17 protein-coding genes and 1 pseudogene are annotated in these 24,944 nt (G+C 69.4%); 8 read left to right on the top strand and 10 right to left on the bottom strand.

Annotation, left to right across the window (positions count from 1 at the left end):
* Positions 1-150: 150 nt before the first annotated feature.
* Positions 151-861: an SDR family NAD(P)-dependent oxidoreductase gene (locus ACFV9M_RS32220; RefSeq protein ID WP_385073275.1), complete on the bottom strand. Its 711-nt coding sequence runs from the start codon at positions 859-861 to the stop codon at positions 151-153.
* A gap of 871 nt (positions 862-1,732) precedes the next feature.
* Here ACFV9M_RS32220 and ACFV9M_RS32215 point away from each other — a divergent pair.
* Positions 1,733-2,683, top strand: a complete 951-nt coding sequence (locus ACFV9M_RS32215) for an SDR family NAD(P)-dependent oxidoreductase (RefSeq protein WP_385073273.1) — start codon at positions 1,733-1,735, stop codon at positions 2,681-2,683.
* Positions 2,684-2,850: 167 nt separating this feature from the next.
* Here ACFV9M_RS32215 and ACFV9M_RS32210 read toward each other — a convergent pair whose 3' ends face one another.
* Positions 2,851-3,108: a hypothetical protein gene (locus ACFV9M_RS32210; protein WP_385073271.1), complete on the bottom strand. Its 258-nt coding sequence runs from the start codon at positions 3,106-3,108 to the stop codon at positions 2,851-2,853.
* A 367-nt stretch (positions 3,109-3,475) separates the two neighbouring features.
* Between ACFV9M_RS32210 and ACFV9M_RS32205 the strand changes: the two genes are divergently transcribed.
* Entirely contained in the window at positions 3,476-4,591 is a 1,116-nt protein-coding gene (locus ACFV9M_RS32205) for an LLM class flavin-dependent oxidoreductase (RefSeq protein ID WP_385073268.1), read from the top strand.
* Between the two features lie 252 nt (positions 4,592-4,843).
* Here ACFV9M_RS32205 and ACFV9M_RS32200 read toward each other — a convergent pair whose 3' ends face one another.
* On the bottom strand, positions 4,844-8,206 hold the full coding sequence (locus tag ACFV9M_RS32200) for a S8 family serine peptidase (RefSeq protein WP_385073265.1): 3,363 nt from the start codon (positions 8,204-8,206) through the stop codon (positions 4,844-4,846).
* A 1,071-nt stretch (positions 8,207-9,277) separates the two neighbouring features.
* Here ACFV9M_RS32200 and ACFV9M_RS32195 point away from each other — a divergent pair.
* Positions 9,278-10,657 carry an alpha/beta hydrolase-fold protein gene (locus ACFV9M_RS32195; RefSeq protein WP_385073263.1) on the top strand — a complete coding sequence of 460 codons (1,380 nt, stop codon included), beginning with the start codon at positions 9,278-9,280 and terminating at the stop codon, positions 10,655-10,657.
* A 191-nt stretch (positions 10,658-10,848) separates the two neighbouring features.
* Here ACFV9M_RS32195 and ACFV9M_RS32190 read toward each other — a convergent pair whose 3' ends face one another.
* The 6 genes from ACFV9M_RS32190 to ACFV9M_RS32165 form a co-directional block, all read right to left on the bottom strand.
* The gene (locus tag ACFV9M_RS32190) at positions 10,849-13,665 is read right to left on the bottom strand and encodes a heparinase II/III family protein (RefSeq protein WP_385073260.1); all 2,817 of its coding nucleotides are present in this window, start codon (positions 13,663-13,665) and stop codon (positions 10,849-10,851) included.
* A 31-nt stretch (positions 13,666-13,696) separates the two neighbouring features.
* Positions 13,697-14,593, bottom strand: a complete 897-nt coding sequence (locus ACFV9M_RS32185) for a polysaccharide lyase (protein ID WP_385073257.1) — start codon at positions 14,591-14,593, stop codon at positions 13,697-13,699.
* 91 nt (positions 14,594-14,684) lie between these two features.
* Positions 14,685-15,698 carry a hydroxyacid dehydrogenase gene (locus ACFV9M_RS32180; protein ID WP_385073338.1) on the bottom strand — a complete coding sequence of 338 codons (1,014 nt, stop codon included), beginning with the start codon at positions 15,696-15,698 and terminating at the stop codon, positions 14,685-14,687.
* A gap of 29 nt (positions 15,699-15,727) precedes the next feature.
* Positions 15,728-16,693 (bottom strand): carbohydrate ABC transporter permease, encoded by a 966-nt coding sequence (locus ACFV9M_RS32175; protein WP_385073254.1) that lies wholly within the window; start codon positions 16,691-16,693, stop codon positions 15,728-15,730.
* A complete protein-coding gene (locus ACFV9M_RS32170; protein ID WP_385073252.1) occupies positions 16,690-17,583 on the bottom strand; it encodes a carbohydrate ABC transporter permease in 894 nt (297 codons plus the stop codon). Before ACFV9M_RS32170 ends, ACFV9M_RS32175 begins: the two co-directional genes overlap by 4 nt.
* Before the next feature lie 74 nt (positions 17,584-17,657).
* On the bottom strand, positions 17,658-18,962 hold the full coding sequence (locus ACFV9M_RS32165; protein ID WP_385073249.1) for an ABC transporter substrate-binding protein: 1,305 nt from the start codon (positions 18,960-18,962) through the stop codon (positions 17,658-17,660).
* A 139-nt stretch (positions 18,963-19,101) separates the two neighbouring features.
* On the opposite strand from ACFV9M_RS32165, the gene ACFV9M_RS32160 reads away from it, so the two are divergent.
* Positions 19,102-20,205: a substrate-binding domain-containing protein gene (locus ACFV9M_RS32160; protein WP_385073248.1), complete on the top strand. Its 1,104-nt coding sequence runs from the start codon at positions 19,102-19,104 to the stop codon at positions 20,203-20,205.
* A 100-nt stretch (positions 20,206-20,305) separates the two neighbouring features.
* Positions 20,306-20,454 (top strand): annotated as a pseudogene (locus tag ACFV9M_RS32155) (IS5/IS1182 family transposase); the annotation flags it as partial.
* A gap of 348 nt (positions 20,455-20,802) precedes the next feature.
* On the opposite strand, the gene ACFV9M_RS32150 reads toward ACFV9M_RS32155, so the two are convergent.
* Positions 20,803-21,837, bottom strand: coding sequence for a S8 family serine peptidase (locus ACFV9M_RS32150; RefSeq protein ID WP_385077289.1), 1,035 nt, complete (start codon positions 21,835-21,837; stop codon positions 20,803-20,805).
* An 892-nt stretch (positions 21,838-22,729) separates the two neighbouring features.
* Here ACFV9M_RS32150 and ACFV9M_RS32145 point away from each other — a divergent pair.
* The 3 genes from ACFV9M_RS32145 (at position 22,730) to ACFV9M_RS32135 (ending at position 24,939) form a co-directional block, all read left to right on the top strand.
* Positions 22,730-23,278 carry a hypothetical protein gene (locus ACFV9M_RS32145; protein ID WP_385077286.1) on the top strand — a complete coding sequence of 183 codons (549 nt, stop codon included), beginning with the start codon at positions 22,730-22,732 and terminating at the stop codon, positions 23,276-23,278.
* A gap of 774 nt (positions 23,279-24,052) precedes the next feature.
* A complete protein-coding gene (locus ACFV9M_RS32140; protein ID WP_079033661.1) occupies positions 24,053-24,265 on the top strand; it encodes a hypothetical protein in 213 nt (70 codons plus the stop codon).
* Positions 24,265-24,939: a restriction endonuclease gene (locus ACFV9M_RS32135; RefSeq protein ID WP_385077283.1), complete on the top strand. Its 675-nt coding sequence runs from the start codon at positions 24,265-24,267 to the stop codon at positions 24,937-24,939. The genes ACFV9M_RS32140 and ACFV9M_RS32135 overlap by 1 nt, the downstream gene beginning before the upstream one ends.
* Positions 24,940-24,944: the final 5 nt, after the last annotated feature.

Here is a 24,944-nt window from a genome sequence, read left to right as displayed (position 1 = left end):
AGACTCCTTCATCTTCATCGCGTCGCACGATCCTCGACCGCCCGTGACGCCGAAAGGCGCCGCTCGGCGGTGCGCTACGGGGCGCACCGCCGGACAGCGTCACGTCGACCGGGACTGGTGTCGAAACAGTCCCCCCACGGTCGGCCCCGGTCAGCGGCCCGCGCTCTGGCCGCCGTCGACGTGCAGGATCTCGCCCGTCACGAAGCCGGCGGCCTCCAGGTAGAGGACGGCGTCGACGATGTCGCTCGTCTCGCCCATGCGCCCGATCGGGTGCAGACCCGCGAGCATCTCGTGCGCCTCGACCGGGTGCAGCGGCGTCTTGATGATGCCGGGAGACACCGCGTTCACCCGCACGCCCTTGGAGGCGTACTCGATGGCGAGCGACCGGGTGGCCGCGTCGAGTCCGCCCTTGGTCAGGGACGCCAGCGCGGAGGGGACCTCCGCCATGGGGTGATCGACCAGGGTGGTCGTGATGGTGACGATGTGCCCGCTGCCCTGCTTGGCCATCGCCTCCGCGGCGGCCTGGGAGACGTGGAAGAACCCGTGCAGGTTCACTCCCAGCATGGTCGCGAAGTCCTGTGCGGTGTACTCCGTGAACGGCTTGGCGATGAACACGCCGGCGTTGTTGACGAGGGTGTCGATGCGGCCGAACCGTTGGAGCGCCTCGGTGACGAGCCGGGCGGCGGTCGTCGGATCGGCGATGTCGCCCGCGATCGTCAGGAACTCGGGGTCCTCCGAGGGCTTGATCGAACGGGAGGTTCCGACCACCCGGAAGCCCTTGTCCCGGTAGCCCTTCACCAACTCGGCGCCGATGCCCCGCGATGCGCCGGTGATGATCGCGACCTGCTGCTCGTTGCTCATGACTGCTCCTGTCCGTTTCTCCGCGACGGCGCCCCTCGACAGGGAGTCCGGGGCGGCATCTGCTGACACGGGCAAGAGTCGCCGATCGCCGGCGCCGGGGAATCCGTCGAATGACCCACGTGGCGACTGCGGTTCTCGCCCGCAGACGACCGGAGCGAACTGGCCAGGCAGCGGAGCCCGCCTGTCCGCTCACCCTCGGTGAGACCTGGTCAGTAGGCAGTGCGGCACCGCTGAGGGACCACCATGACCGTCTGGCCAGGGCAAGCCCACCACGCCCGGACCGGGACGGAGAAGAACGCCGTTCCCTCAACCGTCACGAACACGCTTGTCGGCTGTGTTCTGGTCGTCGCCACGGTTGTGTGGCCGTCCTCCTCGATCAGTCCCGCACTGGTTCCAGCTCTCATGACCAGGTTCCAATCGATGAAGGAACAGCGCGGCCGCGGTGTACGCCTCGGCCTGGCCCTCGAGGTGTCGGCGCCGACTGGGCTCACCTCCACGTCCGAGCCAGCCGCTGTCCCCCCGGGTGCAGTCCTTGATCAACTACCTCCGGCCGGGGGCCGTGAGAACGGTGAAGGTCACCGGGTTCGACGGAGCGGACGTCCTGGTGCAGCTCGTGGATGCCGAAGGAAGGGCGACTGAGAGCGGTCGGATACCTCGGCCGAAACGCCAGCTCGCCAGTCCTGCTGGTGCCAACTACCGTGTCCTGGCTCAGGACTGCGACGGGCCGGCACCGCGTCGGCAGGATCTCGGCCGTCCGGCGGGGCTGTCGGTGATCCGTAGGCGATGTGTCGGGGGCCGCTGGAACCGTGGGCGTCGAGCTGCCCTGCAGGGCAGCCGCAGCCGCCTTCACCAGCAAGGGAGCCCCGCCGTCATGTCGCCCACACCCTCCATCCTGCCCTGGGATGTTCAACGGCTGCCCCGTGCCGATGGCAGCGTCTTCCTGGTCACCGGCGGCAACGCCGGTATCGGGTATTTCGTCGCGGAGCAGTTGTCCGCAACCGGAGCCACTGTCGTACTGGGCAGCCGGAATCCCGCGAAGGCCGAAGTCGCCACGGCCTCGATCCGCTCGCGTGTCGCCGGCGCGCGGGTGCGGGCCGTACTGCTGGACCTCGCCGACCTCTCGTCGCTCAGAACAGCGGTGGAATCACTGGATGTGGAGTGCCTCGACGCGGTGGTCCACAACGCCGGCGTCGCGCTCGACGACCCGCCGCGCCGGGAGACCGGGGACGGTCACGAGCTCATGTTCGGCACGAACCACCTCGGGCACTTCGCGCTGACCCACTGGCTGATGCCGCTGTTGTCGGCCGCACCGGCGGCCCGCATCGTGACCATGGGCAGCTTCGCGGCGAAGTCCGAGCGGCTCGACCTCGACGACCTGCAGTCCCGGAAGGACTACCGGCCCAAGCGCACCTACGGACGCTCCAAGCTGGCGCAGATGTACTTCGGCCTCGAACTCGACCGCCACCTGCGCGGCGTCGACAGCACGGTGGCAAGCGTGGTGGCCCATCCCGGCGGCGCGCTGGACTCCCTGACCCCGTCACGGCCGCCGGTCCACGTGCGGACCGCTGGCGCGCGGCTCTGCGGGGCACCAGCCGCCCTCCTCGTCCAGGGCAAGCACGCCGGCGCATGGCCCGCGGTCCGAGCAGTGCTCGACCCGGGCGTGCGCGGAGGACAGCTGTGGGGACCGCGCGTCTTCAGCCTGCGAGGCAAGCCCCGACGCGAACCGGTGTGGAACCACCTCGCCGACACCTCCGTAGCGGCGCGGTTGTGGGACGCAAGCTGTGAGCTGACCGGCGTCGACCTCGGCGCCGTCCGCGGATAGCCCCAGGCGCGCGCTGGCCGACAAGCGTGCGCAGGTTGGCCAACGTGGCGCTCGGTCACAGCACCGACCACGCCGACCATGAGCAACAGGGCAGCATGATCCGCCGCTGGACGCGCTGTGCTGCGCCTGGACAGGGACTTCGAGGTCTACCGGTCCCGGCTCCGCCCTCACGCGCAGAGCCAGGTCAGCTCGCACGGCCCGGGGCCGGTCGAGTACGTGATGGTGGTCGACGGGGAGGTGACGCTCATCGTCGACGGACCTTCGTCCTGCTGCGCGCCGGGGACAGCGCCCGCTTCGACGGGCGGGCCGGCCACTACCGCACGACCGAGGACATCCCGGCCACCACGCACAGCATCGTCGGCTACCCCCTCGCCTGACGCGATCGGCGGGGTGTCCCCGGCGAGCACCGGTCGCGCGATGCCCATATGACGGAACGCCCCTTGCCGTCGGCAGCGTCACCTTGAACGATGCGTCCATGACCGTCGTCCGTGAGTCGCGCCCGTGTGTGTCCCCCGCGTCGATGGTCCGGGCGGGCGGACGGTCCACTCACGGGTGTCGCCGCCTCCGCTGTCTCTGTTCCTGAGCGTCCCGAGCGCCCTCGGCGTCCCTGCGCCGCCCGCCGCACCGGCGCCGCCCGCCGGGCGGACCTCACCGTCCCGGCGACGCCCCGGCGGGCGGCATCGCGCCCGTTCCCCACACCCGCTTCCACTTCCACCCGCCCTGATCTCCTCCCGCCCTGATCTCCTCCTGCCCTGATCTCCTCCTGCCCTCTTCTCCGAAGGGTTTCCCGGTATGCCGTCCGACTCCGTTCCCGTCCTGCACTGGTTCCTTCCGACCGGCGGGGACGGCCGTTCCCCCGGCGGGGTGACCGCCGTGCAGGGCCGCACCGCCGCGGCCACCCGGCGCCCCGCCGACCTCGGCTATCTCGCCCAGGTGGCACGCGCCGCCGAGCAGGCCGGTTTCGGCAAGGTGCTCACCCCGGTGGGCCTCGGCTGTGTGGACCCGTGGGTGCTCACCTCCGCCGTCGCGGCGGTCACCGAGCGGATCGGGTTCCTGGTCGCCTTCCGGGCCGGGCTGACGCAGCCCACGCTCATCGCCCAGCAGGCGGACACCTTCCGCAGACTGTTCGGCGACCGCATCGCGCTCAACGTGGTCACCGGCGGCGACCCGGTGGAGCAACTCGCCTACGGGGACCCGCTGGAGAAGCGCCAACGGTATGCGCGTACCGGGGAACTCATGGACGTGGTCGCCCGGTTGCTGGCCGGCAAGTCCGTCGACTTCGACGGCCGGTACGTCCGGGTGTCCGGCGCGGAACTGGTGGAGCCGACCCTCGACGCGCCCGTACCGCTCTACTTCGGTGGCGCCTCGGCCGAGGCGGAACAGGTCGCCGCGCAGCACGCCGACGTCCAACTGCTGTGGGGTGAGCCGCCGTCCGCCGTCGCCGAACGCGTCACCCGGCTGCGCGAGCGGGCGGCGGCGGTGGGCCGCACCGTCCGCTTCGGGCTGCGTGTGCACGTCATCTCCCGGGACAGCGCCGACGAGGCATGGGCAGAGGCCGCTCGCATCCTGTCCACTCTGGATCCGGAGACCGTCCGGCTCACCCAGGAACGCTTCGCCCGGATGGACTCCACCGGCCAGGCCCGGATGACGGCCCTGCACGGCGGCGACACCCGGGCGCTCACCGTCGCGCCCAATCTGTGGGCGGGCATCGGCCTGGTGCGCGAGGGCGCCGGCACCGCGCTCGTCGGCTCCCATGACGAGGTCGCCGAACGCCTGGCGGAGTACTGGCGGTTGGGCGTGGAGGAGTTCGTGCTGTCCGGTTACCCGCACCTGGAGGAGGCGTTCAGGGTCGGCGAGGAGGTGGCCCCGCGGCTACGGGCCCTCACGGCGGCCGAACCACGACGGTGACACCCGCGCGCCGGCTCGCTCCGCCGCCGGCACGCGGGTCACACTGGCCGCCGACCTCGACCCCGACGCCGGCGTGAGGGCGTCGTCGCATGGCGAATCTCTCGTTCCCGGTCAGCTGACCGGGCACCCGGACCGCCGCCGAACCCACCGGATCACCCTCCTCGGAACCGCTCGGGGCGCCGCCGAGGGATCGGCGGCGCCCCCTTTCCATGCCCGTCAGAGCCCGTCAGAGCCCGTCAGGCGATCGGGCAGTCACCCGAACGCGAAGGCCCGGATCGTGGTCTGCTCGACGGAGTTCCCGGAGGTGTCGACCCCGGTGATCTTCAAGGAGGCGTGACCTTCACCGCGGGGCCGCGGTACGTGCGCCCTCCAGCCGGCCGCGATGTGCGCCAACGGTGCCTTCGCCCACGTGGCACCGTCGTCGAAAGACACCTGTGCGGTCACCGTCGTGATCTTCTCACCGGTGGCGTACCCGGGGTCGAGGGTGATGTCGACGGTGGCGGACGGGCCACGGACCCGGCCGGTGAGGTCGGTGTGCGCGTCGGCCCGGACGGTGTACAGCGGCGCGTACGCGGCGGTGGCCGCCTGTGCCGAGTGGAACGTCCACCGTGTGTGGACGCCGGTCGCCAGATCCGTCCACGCCGCTTGCCGCGTGGCGGTGCCGGTGAGCGTGTACGTTCCCGCGCTCGCCGGGACGGTGAAGCTCGCCGAGGTGCCGCTGGAGGTTCCCAGCGTCACGCCGTCCCGCGCCAGGGTCAGCGATCTGCTCGCCGTGCTCGTGCCCATGTGGCCGGCGGTGAAGGACGAGAACGGCGCGTACGCCACGGTGAGCCGGTCGGTACCGGCCGCGCGACTGGCGTACGCCGCGCTGGTCTGCGGCGAACCGAACCAGTCGACCTCGCTCTTTCCCTTCGCTCGCTCGATGAAGGGCGTGCTCTCGTACGCCAGCTGGGCGCCCGCGCCGTCGTAGTAGCTCACCTGACTTGCCCACGACGTGCCGGGCTCGGTGCTGTAGTAATGCACGACGTCGTCGCCGTAGGGCACGACGTGCGGGAGGGTGGGGAACGAATAGCCGCCGAAACGGGGGTAGTCGCTCTGCCGGCCGAAGGCGCCGTCGGGCGTTGCGGGCGCGTGGTAGTTCTCGCGCACGGCCGCCAGATCCCGGTTGTGCCGGCGCAACGTGGCCTTGGCGGGCACGCGGTTGCCGAAGGAGTGGATCAGGTTGTAGGCGTACCGGCCGGCGACGGGTTCGTCGAGGTACGGATCGGCCAGCGGGTCGATCTTGTTCGTGCGGTAGAACACCTCGTACCGCCGGTCGGTCACCGCGGGGGTGGGGGTGGCCGTGAGGTGGTTCCGGGTTCCGCGGATCCCGGTCAGATGGACACCGCCTCCGTACACCGTGCCGTTGACCGTCTGGAGGGCGTAGAAGGTCTGGTAGGCGTCGTATGCCTCGGCCCGGTCGACCTTGATGGACACCGGGGTCGTCTCGGACTGGTCGAAGGCGACGTCGATGTCGTCGTCGACGACGACGCTCGGCTTGAGCGTGTACCCGACGTCCCTGGTGTTCTCCTCGTCTGTCGGATAGTAGGCGTATCCCTCGAAGCTGTAGGTGCCCTTCGGGAGCCTGGCGTAGAGCTCTCCGGCTTTGTAGTCGATCCCGATGGTGTGGCGCTTCCCGGTGGTCAGGTTCAGCGGACGGCTCATGGAGACGCTGCCGTAGGACACCGCGTCACCGTTCTTCGCGGTGATCGGAAAGTGCACGGTGTGGGTCTCGACCTCCTTGTAGGCGCCGACGGCCGTGAGGATACGGGTGTCGCCGTCCACGGCCGTGATGACTCCCCCGTACACGCCGAAGTCGTCAGCGGACGGGTCCATGGTCAACGTGACGTCGGCGGTGCCGTGCGCGGGCACCACCACCGCGGTCCGGTCGAGGCTGAACAGGCCGGTGGCGGCGCCGGTGGCGTTGTTCCTCGCGGCGAGGCTCAACGTCAGGTTCAGGTCGCTGTCACCGTCGTTGTGATACGTGACGGTCTTGGTCACGGACTTGTCGGCGGGATACTCCAGGTACGTGGAGATGCTCGCCGGGGACGCGTACGCGGACTGCGTCACACCGCGGGTCAGGTCGACGCGGCCGGTGCCCTGCTGGAACACCGTGTAGGCGCCGGGCACGGCCGTGGAGGTCAGGAACGGCTTGAGCTGCCTGGCCGTCCAGTCCGGGTGCAGCTGCTTGAGGATCGCCGCGGCCCCGGCCACGTGCGGCGTGGCCATCGAGGTGCCCGACATCCTCGTGTAGTACTGGTTCACCGGGGTGCCCGCGGATCCGGTCGAGGAGCGTCCCGCGGTGACGGCGACGCCGGGTCCGGTGAGGTCGGGTTTGACCGCGCCGTCGAACACCCGGGGGCCCCGGCTGGAGAAGGACGCCAGCGCGTTCGCCGAGTCGACCGCTCCGACCGTCAGCGCCGCGTCGGCGGAACCGGGTGATCCGATGGTCTCCGCCGCGCCGGCGTTGCCCGCCGCCACGACGAACAGGGCGCCGGTCTGCTCGGTGAGGGCGTTGAGTGCCAGGGACTCCGGGTCGGTGCCGTCGGAGGCGTAGCCGCCGAGGCTCATGGAGATGATGTCCGCGCCCTCGCCCGCCGCCCACTCCATGCCGTCGATGACGCCGGCCTGTGTGCCGCTGCCGCTGTCACCGAGCACCTTGCCGACGATGACGGTGGCGCCGGGGGCGACACCGACGTACTTGCCGTCCGAGGCGGCGGCGTCACCGGCGATCGTCGTGGCCACGTGCGTGCCGTGGCCGTGCATGTCCTTGGTGCCGTTGGGGCTGCCGGTGAAGTCCTTGGCGTCGGCGACCCGGCCTGCCAGGTCCGGGTGGGTCTGGTCGTACCCGGTGTCGAGCACGGCGACCGTGGTGCCCGTACCGTCGTACCCGGCTGCCCAGGCGTCCGGAGCGCCGATCTGCGGTACGGAGACGTCGTCCCGCACCTCCATACGGCCGTTGAGCCAGACCTTCGACACGTGCGAGCCGAGGTCGAGAGTGGATGCCGTCTCGTCGGTCACGAGGGTGTCCCACAACGCGCCGGCGCTGGACTTGTCCTGGTCCAGGGCGACGGCGTCGATGCTTTCGAGGGTGTGGGTGACGTGGGAGCCGCCGGCGAGCGTACGGTGTGTCGCGCCGGGCTCGTCGTAGCCGACCAGCAACGGCAACGCGTCGGTGTCGGCGTCGGTGTAACCCGCGGCGGCCAGTTCGGTGAGGTCGAACAGGCGCGCGTCGAGCTTCCCGGCGTAGACGAGGGCCTCGGCGTCGAAGGGGATCAGGCTGACGTGCTCGGTCCCGTCGGCACCCGGGCCGCGTTCCTCGCGGTAGCCGATGCCGCGGCGGCCGGGGGCCGGGTCGATCGTGTAGGTCAGCCGGCCGTCCACATTGGCCACGGTCACCACGTCACCGGTGATGAGCGTGATCGTCTCGGCCGAGTCGAACGCTTGGCTGGCCCCGCCGCTGAAGACACCGTCAGCGACCGGACCGGCGGTCGCTGACGGCGCGGGCAGGAGCGTGGCCAGAGCGACGCTCAGAACGACGACGGACGGCAAGCCGCGTCTTAACTTCGCGAACATGAAGTTGTCTCCCCTCCCGTACCCGCCGCATTGACGGGTACAGGACAGAAATCCTAAGCGTTCCCGGGCCGTCAGGGAAGGTCTAGACCTCATCGCGCGAAGAGTCGTGCCGGTCCTCGATGTCGGCAGGGCCGGCCGACCGTGCCGACCGTCGGTCTCGACAAGCGGCCGTCCTGGTGGGCCGGCGGCGCGCAGGGGCCGCTGTCGGGCAAGTGGTCCCAGCCGAGAAGCAAGAGGCGACAACATGCAGGCCGGATGGGGGTACGTCGCTATGCGGGCACTCCCTCACCGGGCAGTTGCGCAGCGGTCAGGAGACGTCGTGGGCAAACCTGCCGCCGGGCCGGCGTCCACGCCGCTCAGGAGCGCCGCTCCCGCGGCGGCACCCGCCGCGCTGCCGAGAAGTCGTCGGCGGTCGAGGGCGGCGGGACGGGTCGAGGGAGAAGGGACGTGCTGCGGAGTCGACGAGATCTCCTCCTGAGCGAGGCGGGCCGTGCGGTGCCCTGACGCCACGGCCGGTCCGCCTGCGAACGAGTCGCCTCATGCTGGGCCGGCTCGTCGGCGGCGACGACAGGGCGGACACGGACTCACAGCGTCCTGGGCACAACCTCATCCCGCGGTTCCCGCGGTTGACACCAGCCGCCGGGAAGATCGCCGGCACCGGCTCAGCTCCGGCTCGCGCCGTCACCTCGGCGCGTGCGGCGGCGGCACGACACGCCGCCCCGGGTGTTCAGACAGTGCACGCGCCCGAGGCCGTCCGGCCCGGAACCCGTAGAGAGATGACCGGTGCGGACGACCGGACCCTCGGCTGCCGCTTTCACGAACGGCCTTGTCAGGCCCCTTGACGGGTCGCCCACACGGAAGTTGACTGCTCGACACCGTGCAGCGGCCGTCTTCAACTCATCACCTGTTCGCTCGGGTCCCTCCACGGCCCGACCGACCGGCGGCGCCAGGACTCCCACCGACTCCTCCCGCCACATCCTCCCCGTCGGCGGCGGCCCGCTCCACGCTCACCCGCAACAGCGAGGGGAAGTGCATCTCATGTCGATGACGAGACGAGAAGTGGCCAGAGCGGTGGCCTTGACCGTGGGCGGTGCGTCTGTCGCGGGGCCGGTGCTCGGCACGACGACGGCGTCGGCCGCGGACGCCGCCACCCGCGGCTCGGGTACGGGCTCCCAGGAGAACAAGGCGCGCGGGTACGGTCCGCAGATCCGGCACACACGAAAGCGTCCGACCGGCTACGAGGTGACCTTCCGCTATTACGCTCCGCGCGCCACCCGGGTCCAGCTCAAGGGCGAGTGGTACTTCGAGCGGCCCACCGCACTCTCCCCGCGCCTCACCGGTCCCGATCACCTGGTGGAGACGCCGGGTCTGCCGCCGGAGCGGTGGCTGCCGGGCGACGTGCCGATAGCACACCCCAACTCGACCAGCCCCTACTGGCCGGTGGTCGACATGACCAAGGGCCGGGACGGCGTGTGGACCTACACCACTCCGCTGCCCGGCGGCGTGTACACCTACGGCTTCTTCGTCGACGGCGACGCCGACGACACGACGATCACCGGCCAGTTGCCCGACCCGGGCAACCCCGCCTGGAACGTGGTGAACGGAGTCGTCCACGGGACGGCTGTCGACCGCAGCCAGATATACGTCCCGTCCGATCCGGACTTCGACCCCGCCGACGTCTCCTGGCAGGCCCCCAGCGAGGGCGCGCGGGGCAAGCTGCTGCATGTCACGTACGGCTCCCCGGGGCACGTCACCCCGGCCGACAAGAACTACCTCGTCGTCTACACCCCGCCCGGCTACGACGCCGAGCGGGCGAAGCCGTACCCGACGTTCTACCTCAGCCACGGTGGAGGTGAGAACGAGATGGGGTGGAACACCCAGGGGAACATGGCGAACATCCTCGACAACCTCATCAACAACGGTGAGATTCAGCCCATGCTCGTCGTCATGCCCAACGCCACGGGGTACGCCAGTTCGTCACAGGACCAGTTGCACCGCACCGACCTCATCGAGCGGGTGATCCCCTGGATCGAGGCGCACTACAACGTCTCCACCGAGGCGTCCGACCGGGCCTACTCCGGACTGTCGGCCGGAGGCATGCGCACCTCGTACCTGCTGCTGAACAACACCGAGCAGTTCGGCTACTACGGGATGATGAGCGCGGGCCTGCCGTCCGGCACCACGCTGACCGACGCGCAGGTCACCGCCATGAAGAAGGTGTCGGTCTACGTCGCCTCCGGCTGGCAGGACCCCATCAACCCGGGCTTCTCCACCATTCACCGCGGCCCCTTCCGCATGGTGCGGGACCTGACCGCGGCGGGTGTGCACGTCCAGACCGTCTTCATCGACGGCGGACACGAGTGGTACGTGTGGCGCATCCTCCTGCGCGACTTCCTGACCCGTGTCGCCTTCCTGCCGGCGACGACCGCGCCGGCCTCCTGGGGCGCCTGACCACCGGCCCGTCCAGCCCGCTGCCCCGGCCGTCGGACAACACCGGCCGGGGCAGCGGGGCGCGTCTCGACCGGCCCGGGTTCCGCTTCCTGAGGAAGTACATCGGGTTCATCGGATCGAGCAGTTCGGGGATGTCGCTGTCGAGCCGCGGAGTTCTGGGCGCTCGTACCCTCCGCCTTGTGCGGGCCGAGTCAACGCAGAGCTGCGACTGCCACGAGAGGGCCGTTCCGCACGAGGCGAACGGTCTGCCCGGCGACGGTGGCGCTACGCGCCCAGGTAGCCGCCAGGTAGAGGTTCGCGCCGCCGGCCTCGGCGGCGGTGCCGGTGATCTCGATGGTCTTGTCCCTCTTGTTCAACCGCACCGCCAGAGTGCCGTCCAGAGCTTGGTCGGCGATGAGGAGGGCGTTCCCTCTCTGGCGGAGGGTGGTGCCGCCGGTGAGCAGGATGCGCTGCACGCTCTGGTCCTGGTCGACGTAGGCGAGCGGTCCGTCGTAGCTGTATGGTCCGAAGTCGTGGGTGGTCCCGTCGTCTGCCGCTCGCAGGTAGTACCCCTTGAGCGAGTCGGCCTTCAGTTCCAGCACCCGCGCGCTCCCCGAGCGCTTCACCAGGCTCAGGCTCGCCTTGGCGCGGGTGCCCTCCGGCACCGGTAGCAGCAGCGTGTCCAGCCGCACCGTGTCCGCCGCGGTCAGTGAGTAGGACACGTAGGAGGCGGGGGTCACTTGGTAGGTGACGGGGGAGTAGTAGCCGTCCTGGAGAGCGGGAGTCGTCGCGTCGGGGTCGGCGGGGATGATGTGCAGCTGGGTGCCGCTGTCGAACGTGGTACGCGCGGTCGCGCCGTCGAGGGTGGGGGCGGCGTCGGGGAGCAAGTGCCAGTTCTGCTCGTAGGAGTGCTTCGCGGAGTCGGCGGGGGTCAGGGTGTCGGAGATGATCCAGCCCAGGTCGTGCAGGAACAGGGCGGAGCGTTCGTGGCGCACTCCGGCTGTCGCGTCGGTGTGGCCGTCGGCGAGGTCGGCCCACGGCGTGGCGACGTTGGTGACCGAGCCGTCGGCGGTGGGGTCCTGCGCGAGGCCGTCGATGGTGATGGTGTTGTGCGACCGGGTGGTCTTGCGCAGCCAGTCGGCGGTGGGGTCGGTGACGTAGGCGTAGGCGCCCATGGCGGGCAGCAGGGGGCGGTCGTGGGCGTAGACCTGGACGGCGAGCTCGTCGGGGTGGCCGTGGTTGCCGCGGTCGGCGCCGATGCGCAGGTACCAGTCGGTGTCGGTCCAGCCGGTGCGCTGTACGGCGACCCGGGTGTCCGGGTAGGTGACCGAGGTGTGGTCGGGCTTGGTGCCCTCGGCGCCGCCGGTGGCCACGTATTTCAGCTGGTCGTCGCCGAGCAGGTCGGCGAGCTTGGTCAGTGAGGCACGCTGGTCGGTGTAGCTGGAGTCGCCGTAGGAGGGGTCGTAGCCGTTGGGGTAGGTCTGGTCGGCGAGGAACCAGGACAGACCGCTCAGTGGGGTTATGGCGCCGACGTCGTAGTTGTTGGCGACCAGCACGCTGGAGGTGCCGACGAACGTGGTCGCGACACCCATGGCGTAGGTGGAGGACGCCTCGGTGTAGCCGCCGTCGGGGAAGAGCGAGCTGCCCAGCTGCTCGACCAGATAGGCCACCGCGTCCTGGCGCCACTGGGTCGCCGAGGCGAACTCGGGGAAGCATGCTCCGAGGTAGACCAGGGCGCTCTTGATGGTGATCATCCAGTTGGGGGTGACGGAGGTGGTGGTGGAGAAGAAGGGCCCGGCGGCGTAGAGCGCCTTGAGCAGGGTGGTGTTGGTGTCTGCCGTCAGCGACGGGCTGGAGCGCAGGATCTCGTACGCGTAGCACCAGTTCTGTACGCGCCAGGCCGCGTCCAGGTTCCGGGGGTAGCTCGCGGCGCCGGCGGCCGACCCGTAGGTGTTGGTGTCAGCGATGAAGTCGGTCATCAGGCCGATGAGTCCGGTGGCGATGTCCTCGTCGCCCGCGCCGGCGTAGGCGTCGGCAAGCGGGCCGGCGAAGTAGAACCGGGGCAGCTGGTAGTAGAACTCGCTGTCGACGTTGGCGCCCGTGATCTTCTTCCAGTCGAAGCCCTTGGCGTCGCCCTGCCAGGAGAAGGTGTTCTGGACGGTGTTGTTCCAGGTACGGGTCGTCTCGTCGAAGCTGACCTGGAGCTGGTAGAGCATGATGTCCTGCCGGGTGCCGCTGGTGCGGCCGGTCAGGCTGAGGGTGGCGCTGACCGGGGAGGTCAGGCCGGACAGGTCGAACCAGAGGTAGCCCTTGCGGGTGGTGGAGCTGAAGGCTCCGGTGCCCTCGTCGTGCACCTCGATGGTCTCGGTGGCTCCGAAGACGGCGTCCGCGTCCGTGCCCGCCGCGATGTAACAGCTCTGGTCCGCCGCCAGGGTGTGGACGGTGCCGTCCGCGTAGGTGAGCGTCAGCTCCGGCGCGCCGCTCGTGGCGTGTCGGCTCGCGAACTCGGCGGCGGCGGACTCCTTGTTGCGGGCCATGAGCATGAAGCCCACGCCACCGGCGCTGATCGTGCCCTGCACGGCCGAGGTGACATCGGAGGTGAGCGTCGTCCAGTCGGTGCCGACGGTGAGGGTGGTCCGGTAGATCTCACCCTTGCCCAGGGTCCATATGTGGTCGAGGAACAGCGGGACGAGTGCCGCGCTGTACACACCGTTGTACGCCCAGGCCGGCGGGACGCGCTCGTCGCGGCCCTTCATGTACTGGAGGAGGGCGGTGCGCGCCGTCCTGTAGTCACCCGCGCGCGCGGCGTCGGCGACCGGCGCCAGTCCGGGGTGCCCGTCGTAGTCGAAGACGGGGCTGGTCGTCCAGGTGCCGGCGGTGGAGTTCCAGGCGCCGAAGAACGCGGCGTCGGAGATCTCGGTGGAGACGGTTGCCGCCGCCGCGCCGGTGGCCGAGATGGCGCTCAGCAGGGGCGCCGCCGCCGCGCCGGCCAGGATCGTCTGGAGGATGTGCCTGCGGGAGAGGGACATGCTGGTCTCCTAGGAAGTGTCGGGGTGGGTCTCACGTGGTGGGGTCGACGTCGTCGAAGCCGCTGTCGGAGTCGGCGGCCACGGCGACGTTGTCGTGCCAGACGACGCGTTCGGTGACGGCGGTCGCCCCGTCCCGCCAGGCGGGCTTGTAGATGCCCCACTTGAGGTAGCCGTAGGTGCTGGAGGCGTCGTTGTAGGTGTTGGCCACGTCTTCCGCGTCCAGGACCTGGGTCCAGCCGGTGGCCTTGCTGGTCTGGTGCCAGGTTCTGATGAAACCGGTCTGCGTGTACTGCCAGTTCACCTGGAAGACGAAATCGTGCCAGACGCCGGTCGTCAGCGTGGCCAGGTCGTAGCTGGTCTTGCTGAGGTTGGCGCTCGCGTTGTCCCGGTAGTCGCAGAGAACAGGATCGGAGTTGACCCGGAGCCGCAGCCGGGAGGCGGCTGTCGAGGTCGCCGGCAGCACCTCCAGGAACATGGCCGGGGACCGGCTCGGGTCGTCACACGAGGACTTGGTGCGGTGCCACTGGAAGATGATGTCCTCGGCGGTGTCGGCCTCCCAGGTGGAGGGGATGTAGACGCTGAAGCCGTACCAGTACGTCTGGCCCGACTGAAAGCGTGTTGCCGTGATGCTCTCGGCGTTGCTTTCCGCCCGCGGGCCTCCGGCGACCTCAGGGTCTCCGTACTTCAGGTCGGAGCGGACGGAGTTGCTTCCGGCGCGGGCGAGGGTGTTGTCGACGGTCAGGGAGTACGTGCAGCAGCCCGTCAGGCCGAGACCCGAGATACCGGAGGAGGTGTCCCCGGTCTCGTAGGTCGCGCGGATGGCCGCGTTCGCGGACGCGGAGGTGGCGAAGGCGACGAGCAGGATCTGGACGATGAGGAAGGTGATCGATAGAGGCTGACAGGAACCTTTCCGCCTGCTGTCCGGCATGACTCTCACGCCTTTCTGGTAGGAGCCCGGATGCTCCGGCCTCCAGGTCGTGGTGGTATGGCACGGTGTTGGCGCGGTCGCCCGTTCCGGATCAGGCGGAGCGGGCGAGCCGGGCGCGGTGGACGGGGCGGGCGAAGGGCTGTCCCGCGGCGAACCGGGCCAGTTCCGCGAGCGCGTGTTCGGTGAGCCGCTCCAGTTCCCCGCCGACGGAGCCGGCGATGTGCGGTGTCAGCAGCACTCCGGGCAGCTCGTACAGGGGGGAAGTGGCCGGCAGGGGCTCCGGGTCCGTCACGTCGAGCACGGCGTGGACACGCCCGGAGACCAGTTCGCGGGTGAGGGCGTCGGTGTCCACGAGATCCCCTCGCGCGGTGTTGATCAGTGTCGCTCCGTCGCGGAGCATCCCCAGCCGCCTGCGGTCCATCATGTGGCGGGTCTCCGGCAGGCTGGGGGCGTGCAGGGAGACGGTGTCGGACGCGGCGACCAGGGTGTCGAGGTCGACCAGCCGGGCTCCGAGCGACCGCGCCTCGGCCTCGTCGAGGTAGGGGTCGGCGACCAGGACGTCGGAGTCGAACGGCCGCAGCAGCTCCATCACCCGGCGTCCGATGAGCGACGCGCCGACGACTCCCACGGTCCGGCGGTAGTTGCCGACCGCCGGGAAGTGATCGGTCCACGGCAGGAACGTCCGGTGCTCGCGGTAGAGGCCTCCGATCTGCCAGACGCGCTTGTGGGCGAAGAGGATGGCGGCCAGCGTGAACTCGGCCACCGGTACGGCGTTGGCCTCGGCCGCCGAGGAGACCGCGATGCCGCGCTCCCAGACGGCGTCGGTGATGTGGTGCTTGACCGAACCGGCGATGTGGATGACCGCGCGCAGACTCGGCGCGCGGTCCAGGACGTCCCGCTCCAGTGGCGGGCAGCCCCAGCTGGTGATGAGCACCTCCACGGAGCCGAGATCGGCCGTCTCGCCGAAGTCCTCCAGCACGTCGCCGGGGTCGGTGTCGACGAGCTGGACCAGGCGGGCCGTCGAGACCGGCGTGAACAGGGCGTCCCGCACGGTCCGGCGCATGACGAGCCTGGCCGGGGGACGGCGACCGGGGGTGGTCCCCATCGTGTTGGTGGTTCCTTCCGGGTGAGCGCTCACTTGACGGCTCCTGCCGTCATGCCCGCGCGCCAGAATCGTTGGATGGAGAGGAACAGGGCGATCAGCGGGATCACGGCCACCAGCGAGCCGGTGATGGCGAGGAGGTAGTCGTCGGGGTTTCCCTGGGTGAGCGCGCTGGCGTTCCAGGCGTACAGGCCGAGGTTGACGGGATACAGCTGCTGGTTCGACAGCATCACCAGGGGCAGGAAGAAGTTGTTCCAGATCGCGGTGAACTGGAAGAGCCCGATGGTGACGAAGCCGGGGCGCATCATGGGCAGGGCGACCGACCAGAAGGCGCGCAGTTCGCCGGCGCCGTCCATGCGCGCCGCCTCGATGACCTCGTCGGGGACGTAGGAGGCGCTGAAGATCCGTGCCAGATAGACCCCGAAGGGGAAGACCAGGCCGGGCAGGAACACGCCCCAGAAGTTGTTGACCAGGCCGACTTTGGCGGCGAGCAGATAGGTCGGAAGGACCAGGGCGGCACTGGGAACCATCACGCCCAACAGCACCAGCCCGTAGGCCGGCCCCTTGCCGGGAAAGGTGAACTTGTCGAAGGCGTAGCCGGCCATCGCGCAGATGATGGTGGCCAGTAGGGCCCCGCCGCCGGCGTAGAGCAGGGTGTTCCACAGCCAGCGGACGTAGATGCCGTCCTGCGCGGCGAACAGGTGCTGCAGGTTGTTGAACAGGTTGAAGTCATGGCCGGGCGCGAACCCGTTGGTTCCGAAGAGGTCGGTCAGGTTCTTGGTCGACGCCATCAGCAGCCAGACCGGAGGCGCGAGGGTGTAGACGACGACGAGCAGCAGGATCGCGTTCACCCCGAAGCGGGAGAGCGATCCGGGGGTACGCGCCCCGGATCGCCGCCGGGCAGGCTTGGCGCTCGGCGCTGCCGCGGGCGGGCGGTGCTCGGCGGCGCGGTCGTCCGCGGCCGGGGCCGTGCGGGGAGGTCCGAGGGTCTCGTTCATGCTGCGCTCCGTCGGTTGGCCAGCCGCGTGACGACGAAGGACAGTACGGCCGCGACGCCCGCGATCAGTAGTGACGCGGCGGCGGCGGTCCCGTAGTCGTTGCGGTTGAAGGCCGCGTCCTGGGTGTAGAGGTTCGGCGTCCAGGTCCCGGTGATCGAGGACGACGCCTGGAGGAGGATCTTCGGTTCGTTGAACAGCTGGATGCCGCCGATGACCGTGAAGAGGGCGGACATGGCCACGGCGGGGCGGATCAGCGGCGCCTTGATCCGCACGGCGAGTTGCAGCCGGTTGACGCCGTCCAGGGTGGCCGCCTCGACCACCTCCTGGGGAACAGCCTGCAGGGCCGCGTAGAAGATGACGACGTTGTAGCCCAGCCATTGCCACAGGGCGATGTTGACCACGGACAGCAGGGGGTTGGTGCTGGCCACGCTCGCGGCGTCCGACGACTGCCCGAGCCAGTCGGTGACCGGGCTGAGCCCCGGCGTGTAGAGGTACAGCCAGATCAGGGCCGCCACCAGTCCGGGAACCGCGTGCGGAATGAACACGACCACCTGGGTGACGCGCTTGGCCGCGGCCAGGCCGGAGTCCAGCAGCAGCGCCACGGCCAGGGCGCTGAGCGTCAGCACCGGGACGTAGATGGCCACATAGGCGGCGATGGTGAGGAAGCCGTGCAGGAACTCGGAGTCCGTGAGCACCCTGGCGTAGTTGCCGAAGCCGGTGAACTGCCGTTCCACTCCGCCGAGTCCGAGACCGGAGGACTGCTCGCTGAACAGGCTCAGCCAGGCCGCGTAACACAGCGGCGCCAGGGTGACGAGGAAGAAGAGGATCAAAAACGGCGAGAGGAACAGGACGGCGCTGCGCCGCTGCCGTTGTGTTACGGGGGTGGCCATGGGGTTACTCCTGGGCTAGTCGGCCGGCCGGCCGGAACCGCCGGGGGTTTGGGGTGTTCCGGCCGGCGGTTGGATCACTTGGCGACGGTCAGGCCGCGGGCCTTCGTCGCCTTCACCGTGGCGTCCTGGACCTGTGCGTAGACGTCGGTGAGGCTGGCCGAACCGGTGGTGACCTTGCCCAGCCGGTCATTGAAGGCCGTCTCCGTGGTGGCCACAGTCGGACCCCAACGCCAGTCCGGCACAACTGAGTTGTACGAGTCGGTGAGCACCGAGAAGATGTCCTGACCGCCGTAGTAGTCGGTGGTGAACTGGCTCTTGGCGGTCGTCACGAGCGACTTCTTCGCCGGGTACATGCTGGTGGCGTCGTTGGCGTACCAGCCCTTGACGCCCTCGGCGTCCGTGGTGATCCACTTGACGAATTCCAGGGCGGCGGCGGAGTTCTCGGCGCCCTTGGGGATGATGAAGGAGGACCCGCCCCACATCGCCGAGCTGCTCGTGCCGTCCCAGCTGGGAAGCTCGGCCATCGCCCAGTCGCCGCTCTGGTCCGGTACCGTCGCCTTCAGGTTGCCGGCGCACCAGGAGGCGCAGAAGTAGCCGACGAGCTTCTCCTTCTGCACGTCCGCCCAGAACTGGTCGGAGTAGTCCGGCAGGGTGCTGACGAGGTCGTCGCCCACCAGGTCCTGCCAGTACGAGGCGACCTTCAGGGACGCCTCGTCATCGATGCTGATGGTCCAGGAGTCGCCCTTGGTGCCGAACCAGTTGCCGCCGGCCTGCCAGGACAGCGCGGTGAGCAGGTTGTAATTGTTGGTGAGATAGGCGCCTGCCCGCTTGCCGTCGTCGATCGACTTGACCTTGGCCGCGAGCTGCTTGTATTCCGCCCAGGTGGTAGGCGCTTTCAGGTTGTGCGCTTCGAAGAAGTCCTTGCGGTAGAAGTACGCCATCGGTGACGCGTCCCGCGGCACGGCCCAGGTCTTGCCGCCGAGCTGGACCAGGTCCTGGATGGAGCTCGGGAACGTCTTGCTCACCAGCTCCCCCGCCTGGTCGCTGAGGTCGGTGGCACCGCCGAGGCTGACGATCTCGGGAAGCCTGGTGTACTCCGCCACCGCCACGTCCGGCACATCACCGGACTTGAGGGAGTTGGACAGCTTGCTGTAGTAGTCCGTGGTGTTGGCGGGCTGTGTCACGAACTTGACCTTGATGCCAGGGTGTGACGCGTTGAAGGCGGCGGCCACAGTGTCCGAACCGCGGAGGAAGGACCAGAAGGTGACTTCCTGTACCTCGCTCCCCGAACCCTCCGTGCTGCCCCCGTCGGAACACGCCGTCGTCAACGACAGCAGCAGGGCTGCCGTGAGGGCAACCAGAGATCTCCGTCTGTTCATCTTCACGCACCTCTCTTTGATGTCGGATGACTGTCCGATATCGGATCCTGTCCTGTCAAGGGTCGTGTCGTATCATTTAGTAAGCGTAACGACGATTCGATATCGTTTACTTTCACGTAACCGAGGGGAAGGAAGAAGCATGCTCGCGGAAGACAGACACCGGGCGATCATCGAGGCGACCAGGGCTCGGGGGTCCATCACGATCCGTGAGCTCGCTGAGGAGCTGGGGGCCTCGCCTGTGACCGTTCGTGGCGATGTGCGGGAACTGGCGCGGCGCGGCACCGTTCAGCGCGTGCACGGCGGTGTGGTGTGGCCCGCGCCGGAGGAACAGGATCCGCGGGCGTCCTCGTCGGAGGCGCACCCGCCGACGGAGCCCTCGGTACCCGAACGGTCACCGACCGAGGCGACCCCGGTGTGCAACCTGGGCATGGTCGTGCCGCACCCGTCGTACTACTACCCGGAAGTAGTCAACGGTGCGCGCGTCGCCGCGGAGGCACTGGGGGTGAAGCTGGTCCTGGGCGTATCGCACAACGACTTCGCCGAGGAGCAAGCTCTGGTCGCACGTATGCTGCAACCGCCGTCGGGGATCGGCGGCCTGGTGCTGACCACGGCGGAGGACCCACGCACCTCGCCCGGCACCGAGGCATGGCTGCGGGAACTGCCCGTCCCCGTCGTCCTCGCCGAGCGGCGCACCGGGCCGGGCGCCGGCTTCATCGAAGAGGTGGCCACCGATCACGAGTACGGGGCCTATCTCGCCGTACGCCATCTGGCCGGACAGGGGCGCAGCCGTATCGCGCTCCTGCAGTTCGACACCCGCACCGCCCCCATGCTCGAGGTCGGCTACCAGAACGCGATGACCGCCCTGGACCTGGCGCCCTGCTCTCCCGAGGTCCCTCGCCTGCTCATCGAGAACGATCTGGCGGATCTGGACGAGAAGTGCGCGCAGCTGGTGCGCGCCGTCAAGGAGGGCCAGGTCGACGCCGTCCTGGTCCACAACGACTCGATCGCCCTTCCCCTGGTGAGCCGCCTGCAGGCGGCGGGCGTCCAGATCCCCTCGGACCTCGCGGTCGTCACCTACGACGACGAACTCGCCGCTCTGGCCGACCCGCCCCTGACCGGCGTGGCGCCGCCCCGCCACGCGGTGGGCGCGGAGGCCGTCAGACTGCTCGTCAGACGGCTGCAGGAGCCGGGCCGGCCGGCTCATTCCCTCAGGCTGCGCCCCTTCCTCAACATCCGCAGCTAGGCCTCAGCCCATTCAGCCCTCAAGGTTCGACCGCATGGGCAGCCTTGTAGGGGACTGCTTTGGACGCGTCGCGCAGTTCCACGAGGGAGGCCGGTGGGTACGCGAGCCCGAGCCGACCGCCTCAGTGCCCCACACCCAGGGCGTACGGACCTCCACGTACCCCTGACCAGCAGGGGACCGGACGCCAGGAAGAAGATCGTCGGCCGGAGGCGGGGCATCGTCACTGACACGGTCGGCCTCATCCTCGCGTGACCGCCACTGCGGGAAGCGAGGCGGCGCCGACGACCGGCTGGGCCACCAGCCCTGGCCGTGGTGGACCTGCGCACGTCGCAGCGCACCTCGGGTACCCCGGCGGCGGTCGACAGGGCGATCGCCGCCGGGGTACCCGAGGTGCGGGCCGAGAGGGCAGTCGTCGACTGCCCTCTCGGGGCGAACAGCGTCGGCTCGTGCGCGTACGAGAGCGTCGGCGCGTCCGAGGGCGGGGCGTCACCGCAGGTGGTACCGAGCCCACGAACTCCTCGTGAGGACGGGGCGCCGTCCGGTCTGCCGTTCGTCCTCCGTGCGCGGTCCGAGCTGTGGCTCGGCGCCCGCCGGAGTTCAGGATCCGGCGGCGTTCAGCAGGAGGTTGGGGCTGCCGGTACCGGCGCCGGTCACTACGTCTCTGGTGGCGGCCGACTTGATCGCGGCGGTGACGGTCGCCGGGCTTGCCGAGGGGTGGTTGGCCAGGTAGAGCGCGGCGGCGCCGGCGACGTGCGGAGTGGCCATGGAGGTGCCGCTCTTGACGGCGGTGGCGGTGTCCGAGGAGTAGCCGAGGGAGGTTATGGAGGAGCCGGGGGCGAAGAGGTCCACGCACGTGCCGTAGTTGGAGAAGCTGGAGCGGGCGTCTGCGCTCGTGGTGGAGGCGACGGTGATCACGGAGGGCGCACGGGCGGACGACTGGCTGCAGGCGTCGACGGCGTCGTTGCCCGCGGAGACGGCCATGGTGACTTTGGCGTCGACCATGCCCGCCACGGCGGCGTCCTTGGCGGAGCTCGTGCTGCCGCCGATGGAGACGTTGGCCACGGCAGGCAGTTGAGCGTTGGCGGCGACCCAGTCGTACCCGGCGATGACGTTCGCGGTGGTGCCGCTGCCGGCGCGATTCAGGACGCGCACCGCGACCAGACTCACGCCCTTGGCCACGCCGTAGGTGCCGCTGCCGACCGTGCCGGCGGTGTGGGTCCCGTGCCCGTTGCAGTCGGAGGCGACGGAGTCTCCGTCGACGAAGTCGTACCCGTAGCGGGCCCGTCCTGCGAAGTCGGTGTGGGTGATGCGGACACCGGAGTCGACGATGTAGGCGGTGACGTTGCTCGCCTGCGTCGAGTAGGAGTAACTACCGCTGAGCGGCGGGTTCTTCTGGTCGATCCGGTCCAGCCCCCAGGTGGGCGAGGACTGCGTCGCGTCCGCGTGCTCGACGCTGTTCTGCTCGACGAAGGCCACGGACGGGTCTGCCGCGATCCGACGGGCCTCGGTGGGCGTGGCCTTGATGGTGAATCCGTTGAGGGCACTGCCGAAGGTCCGGCGCACCGAACCGCCGCACTCGGCGGTGAGGCTCCTGGCCTTGCCCTTCTTCGCGCTCGGAGCATCGTGCTTCAGTACGACGATGTACGAGCCGTCGATGGGTCGATGGCGAGAGGGCTGTCCGCCCCTCGGACGGAGCCGAGCGGTACTGGCTCGTCGGCACTGGCCGACGAGGCGAACGTCGTGGCCAGAAGGAGCGCCGTACAGGCGCCGGCGAGAAAGAGAACGGATCTCCTACGCAGCATCAGGGGGTGACTCCATGGTTTCTATGGGCGGGGATTACGAAAAGGCCGCGCATGCGCCGGGGCGCAGGGTTCTCACGACGTCCAGGCATTTCACCGAACACAGGAGTGTGAGAGAGAGCGCGGGTGGATGCCGCAGTTCTGCTCCGGAGGCTCCGGAAACCGACCGCGTGAGCACGCTAGCGTTCCGGAATCAGGCAAAAAGGCTGATCAATGCCGCCGCCGTGGATCTTAGGGCGCGCTTGAGGAAGGGATCGGAGGCAGTTAAAGAAGCGGCCGGGTCTGGCGGCCGGCGCGTGCCCGGGGGACGGGGCCGCGCGATCCTCGGAACGTGAGCCACGGGAACGTCGTCCGTCCGAGGAACTGCTCCGGCACGAGACGCTGTTGGCCAAGGCCCGGCAGACCATGTGGACGATGTCCGCCAAAGGCCGGGTCACCGTGCTGGGGGAAGCCCCACGGGCCCCAGCGTCCGGCTCGGGCAGTCGGGCATGGCCGGACAGGGTGCGCACCCGAAGGGTCGGGCGAGGGCCAAGGTCATCATCCGGCCGCACTCTCTGAGAGAATCCGGCGCTCGGAAATCAGGATTTCGTCATCCATATCCGGCCTGATGCTCGAGTTCACGGTCGCTGTGATGAGTACTGTAAGCGGGCAGAAATGCGAGCGGTGTCCATCTGACCGGGATCCTCGGAACCCGGAACAACCTCACGGCCACCCCCACCCCCGCGGTGACCGACCGGCGGTACGAGGTGTTCTACCGCACGAACAAAATCGACCCGCCGGCCGATCCGTACCTCGACGAACCCGTCGCCGGCCGGTACGCCTACAACCTGATCCACTCCTTCGGCAACCACGTGCCCGCCAAGGCCACGTTGCGCCGGCAGAACCGGGATCTGGCGGCCGTGCGCGAGAACTACCACGCGCCCGCAACGCCCGACGGCGCCTTCGGCCGGCAGAGCGACTTCCCCAGTTTCGGCGGCTATTCGTTCCCCACCCTCTCGCAGGGGGCTGACAGGCGCCGCAGGGGACGCGTCAGCGGGCCCTTGGCCCGGAAATGCCCCGGAACAGTTGGTCAGAGGTGGGATACCAGCGGGAGAAACCGAGAGCAGGGGCGCATTTCGACTCACCTCTTAGTTGTGTGCCTTGAAGGGCGCCTGACGGGCAAATGCCCAGGGCAGGCGCCCTTTCAGCGCCTAGAAGAAGCCCAGCTTCTTCGGCGAGTACGACACCAGGAGGTTCTTCGTCTGCTGGTGGTACACGGCTCAGATGCAGCTTGACCAGCTAAAACAACTCCGATCGCCACAAGCTGCGGACGGCTGGTCCGGGTATGGTCCGGATCTTGGTTCGAAGGTTCGTGGTGATGAGCGCTGCTCGCATGTTGCGCTTGTACGAAGATGACGGCCTCGTACTGCTTCGAGAGGCGACGACGGGCCGCAGAAGACTGTCCTGACCGGGCTGCACCAAGGCTGGATCCGGCGCTGGCGGAGGCCAGCGGCGGTTTCTTCGGCCTGGCCCTACAACCGTGGGCGCTGTCCTCGCAGGACCGCGACGACACCGCGTTGAGAATTCGTCCCGTGGGGGCTCGGTTGGCCGAGGCGTCGCGACGGCGGGTTGATCAGTGCCTACCAGTGGCTCCCGACCCTGTGACGCCCCCGGGTCATGGTCGCAGAACCACGGTTCGAAGGGGCGGCGCCGGCGCACTATGGCTGTGAGTGCGCTTCCGCTGCTTTTCGCCATTCGTCGGCAGAGCTCCGCTTGGCGTGACCGGGGCTGTTTCCGCAGGTGAGAGACGGACGGTCACGCGCCGCGTGAGGGCTGGCGGAAAGGGCCGTGGTGAACCGCTTGGGAGCTGAGAAGGGCATTCGCCCAGCTGAGCTGCCTCAGGCTCGCTGCCCCGTGAATTGGCCTGACGGTGTGGGCCCTCCTGGCCTGATGGCGACTCGACCGGGGCGTAGCGCCGTGATGACCCATCAGCTGCTGTCAGTGCCCACTGCTACACCCTTTTGTTGGGATGAGCCGCGCTCCGCGGCCCACCGACGGGAGGGGGAAACATGTCGAAGGTGCCGGACGGGTTCCACCGGGTACGCGGACACATCCGTCGCAATCCGAAGCCCAGGAGCGCCAAGCGCATGAGCGGTTGGATGATTGCCGGCTTACTGGCCGGCGTGTGGCTGTGGGGGCAGGTGTTCGGGTTCAGTGAGTCCACCGCCACGACACCGCCGACGGATCCGAAGCCGGCGGCCAGCGCGACGGCCGACCGCTGATGGGACGGATACGTCTGCGGCGCCCTCGCGGTGCCGCGGAACTGGTCGCAGCGGCTGTAGTCGCCCTGGCTGTGCTCGTCCTGGTGGCGCGGACGGCGGCCACGGCGGTCGGCACACTGAAGGCGGCCTGGCCTGCCCTGCTGGCTCTCGCCCTGCTCACGGGAGCCGTCGCGGCGTGGCGGATCAGGCAGGCGACCACGATGCGGCGTCGGGAGAAGGAGCGGCTGGCCACTCTGCGGATCACGCTCGCGGAGTTCGACACCATGGACGACCGTCACTTCGAGTACGCCCTGCGGGATCTGCTGGTCCGCGACGGCTGGTCGGCCCGCAGAGTGGGTGGCGGCGGCGACCAGGCCGCCGACGTCATCGGTGACCATCCGCAGCGCGGCCGGATCGTGGTGCAGGCCAAGCACACCCGCGTCGGCGGGAAGGTGGGCTCAGCTGTGATGTACGCGGTGAAGGGGACGGCCGGGCCGGTCCACAAAGCCGATCACGCTGTCGTCGTCACCAACGGAGCCTTCACACGCGATGCCATGGCGTGGGGCGACCGACACGGCGTCCACTGGATTGACCGGGAAAAGCTACGGCGCTGGGCCGAGGACGGTGCCGCTCTACACGAGCTCCTCGGATTGTCCGCGCGCTCCCGCCCGAGCCGATTCAGGCGTGTGGCATGACTGGC

It is taken from the genome of Streptomyces sp. NPDC059895, assembly GCF_042731035.1.
GTDB lineage: Bacteria > Actinomycetota > Actinomycetes > Streptomycetales > Streptomycetaceae > Streptomyces.
This window is presented reverse-complemented; position numbering and strand designations above follow the sequence as displayed.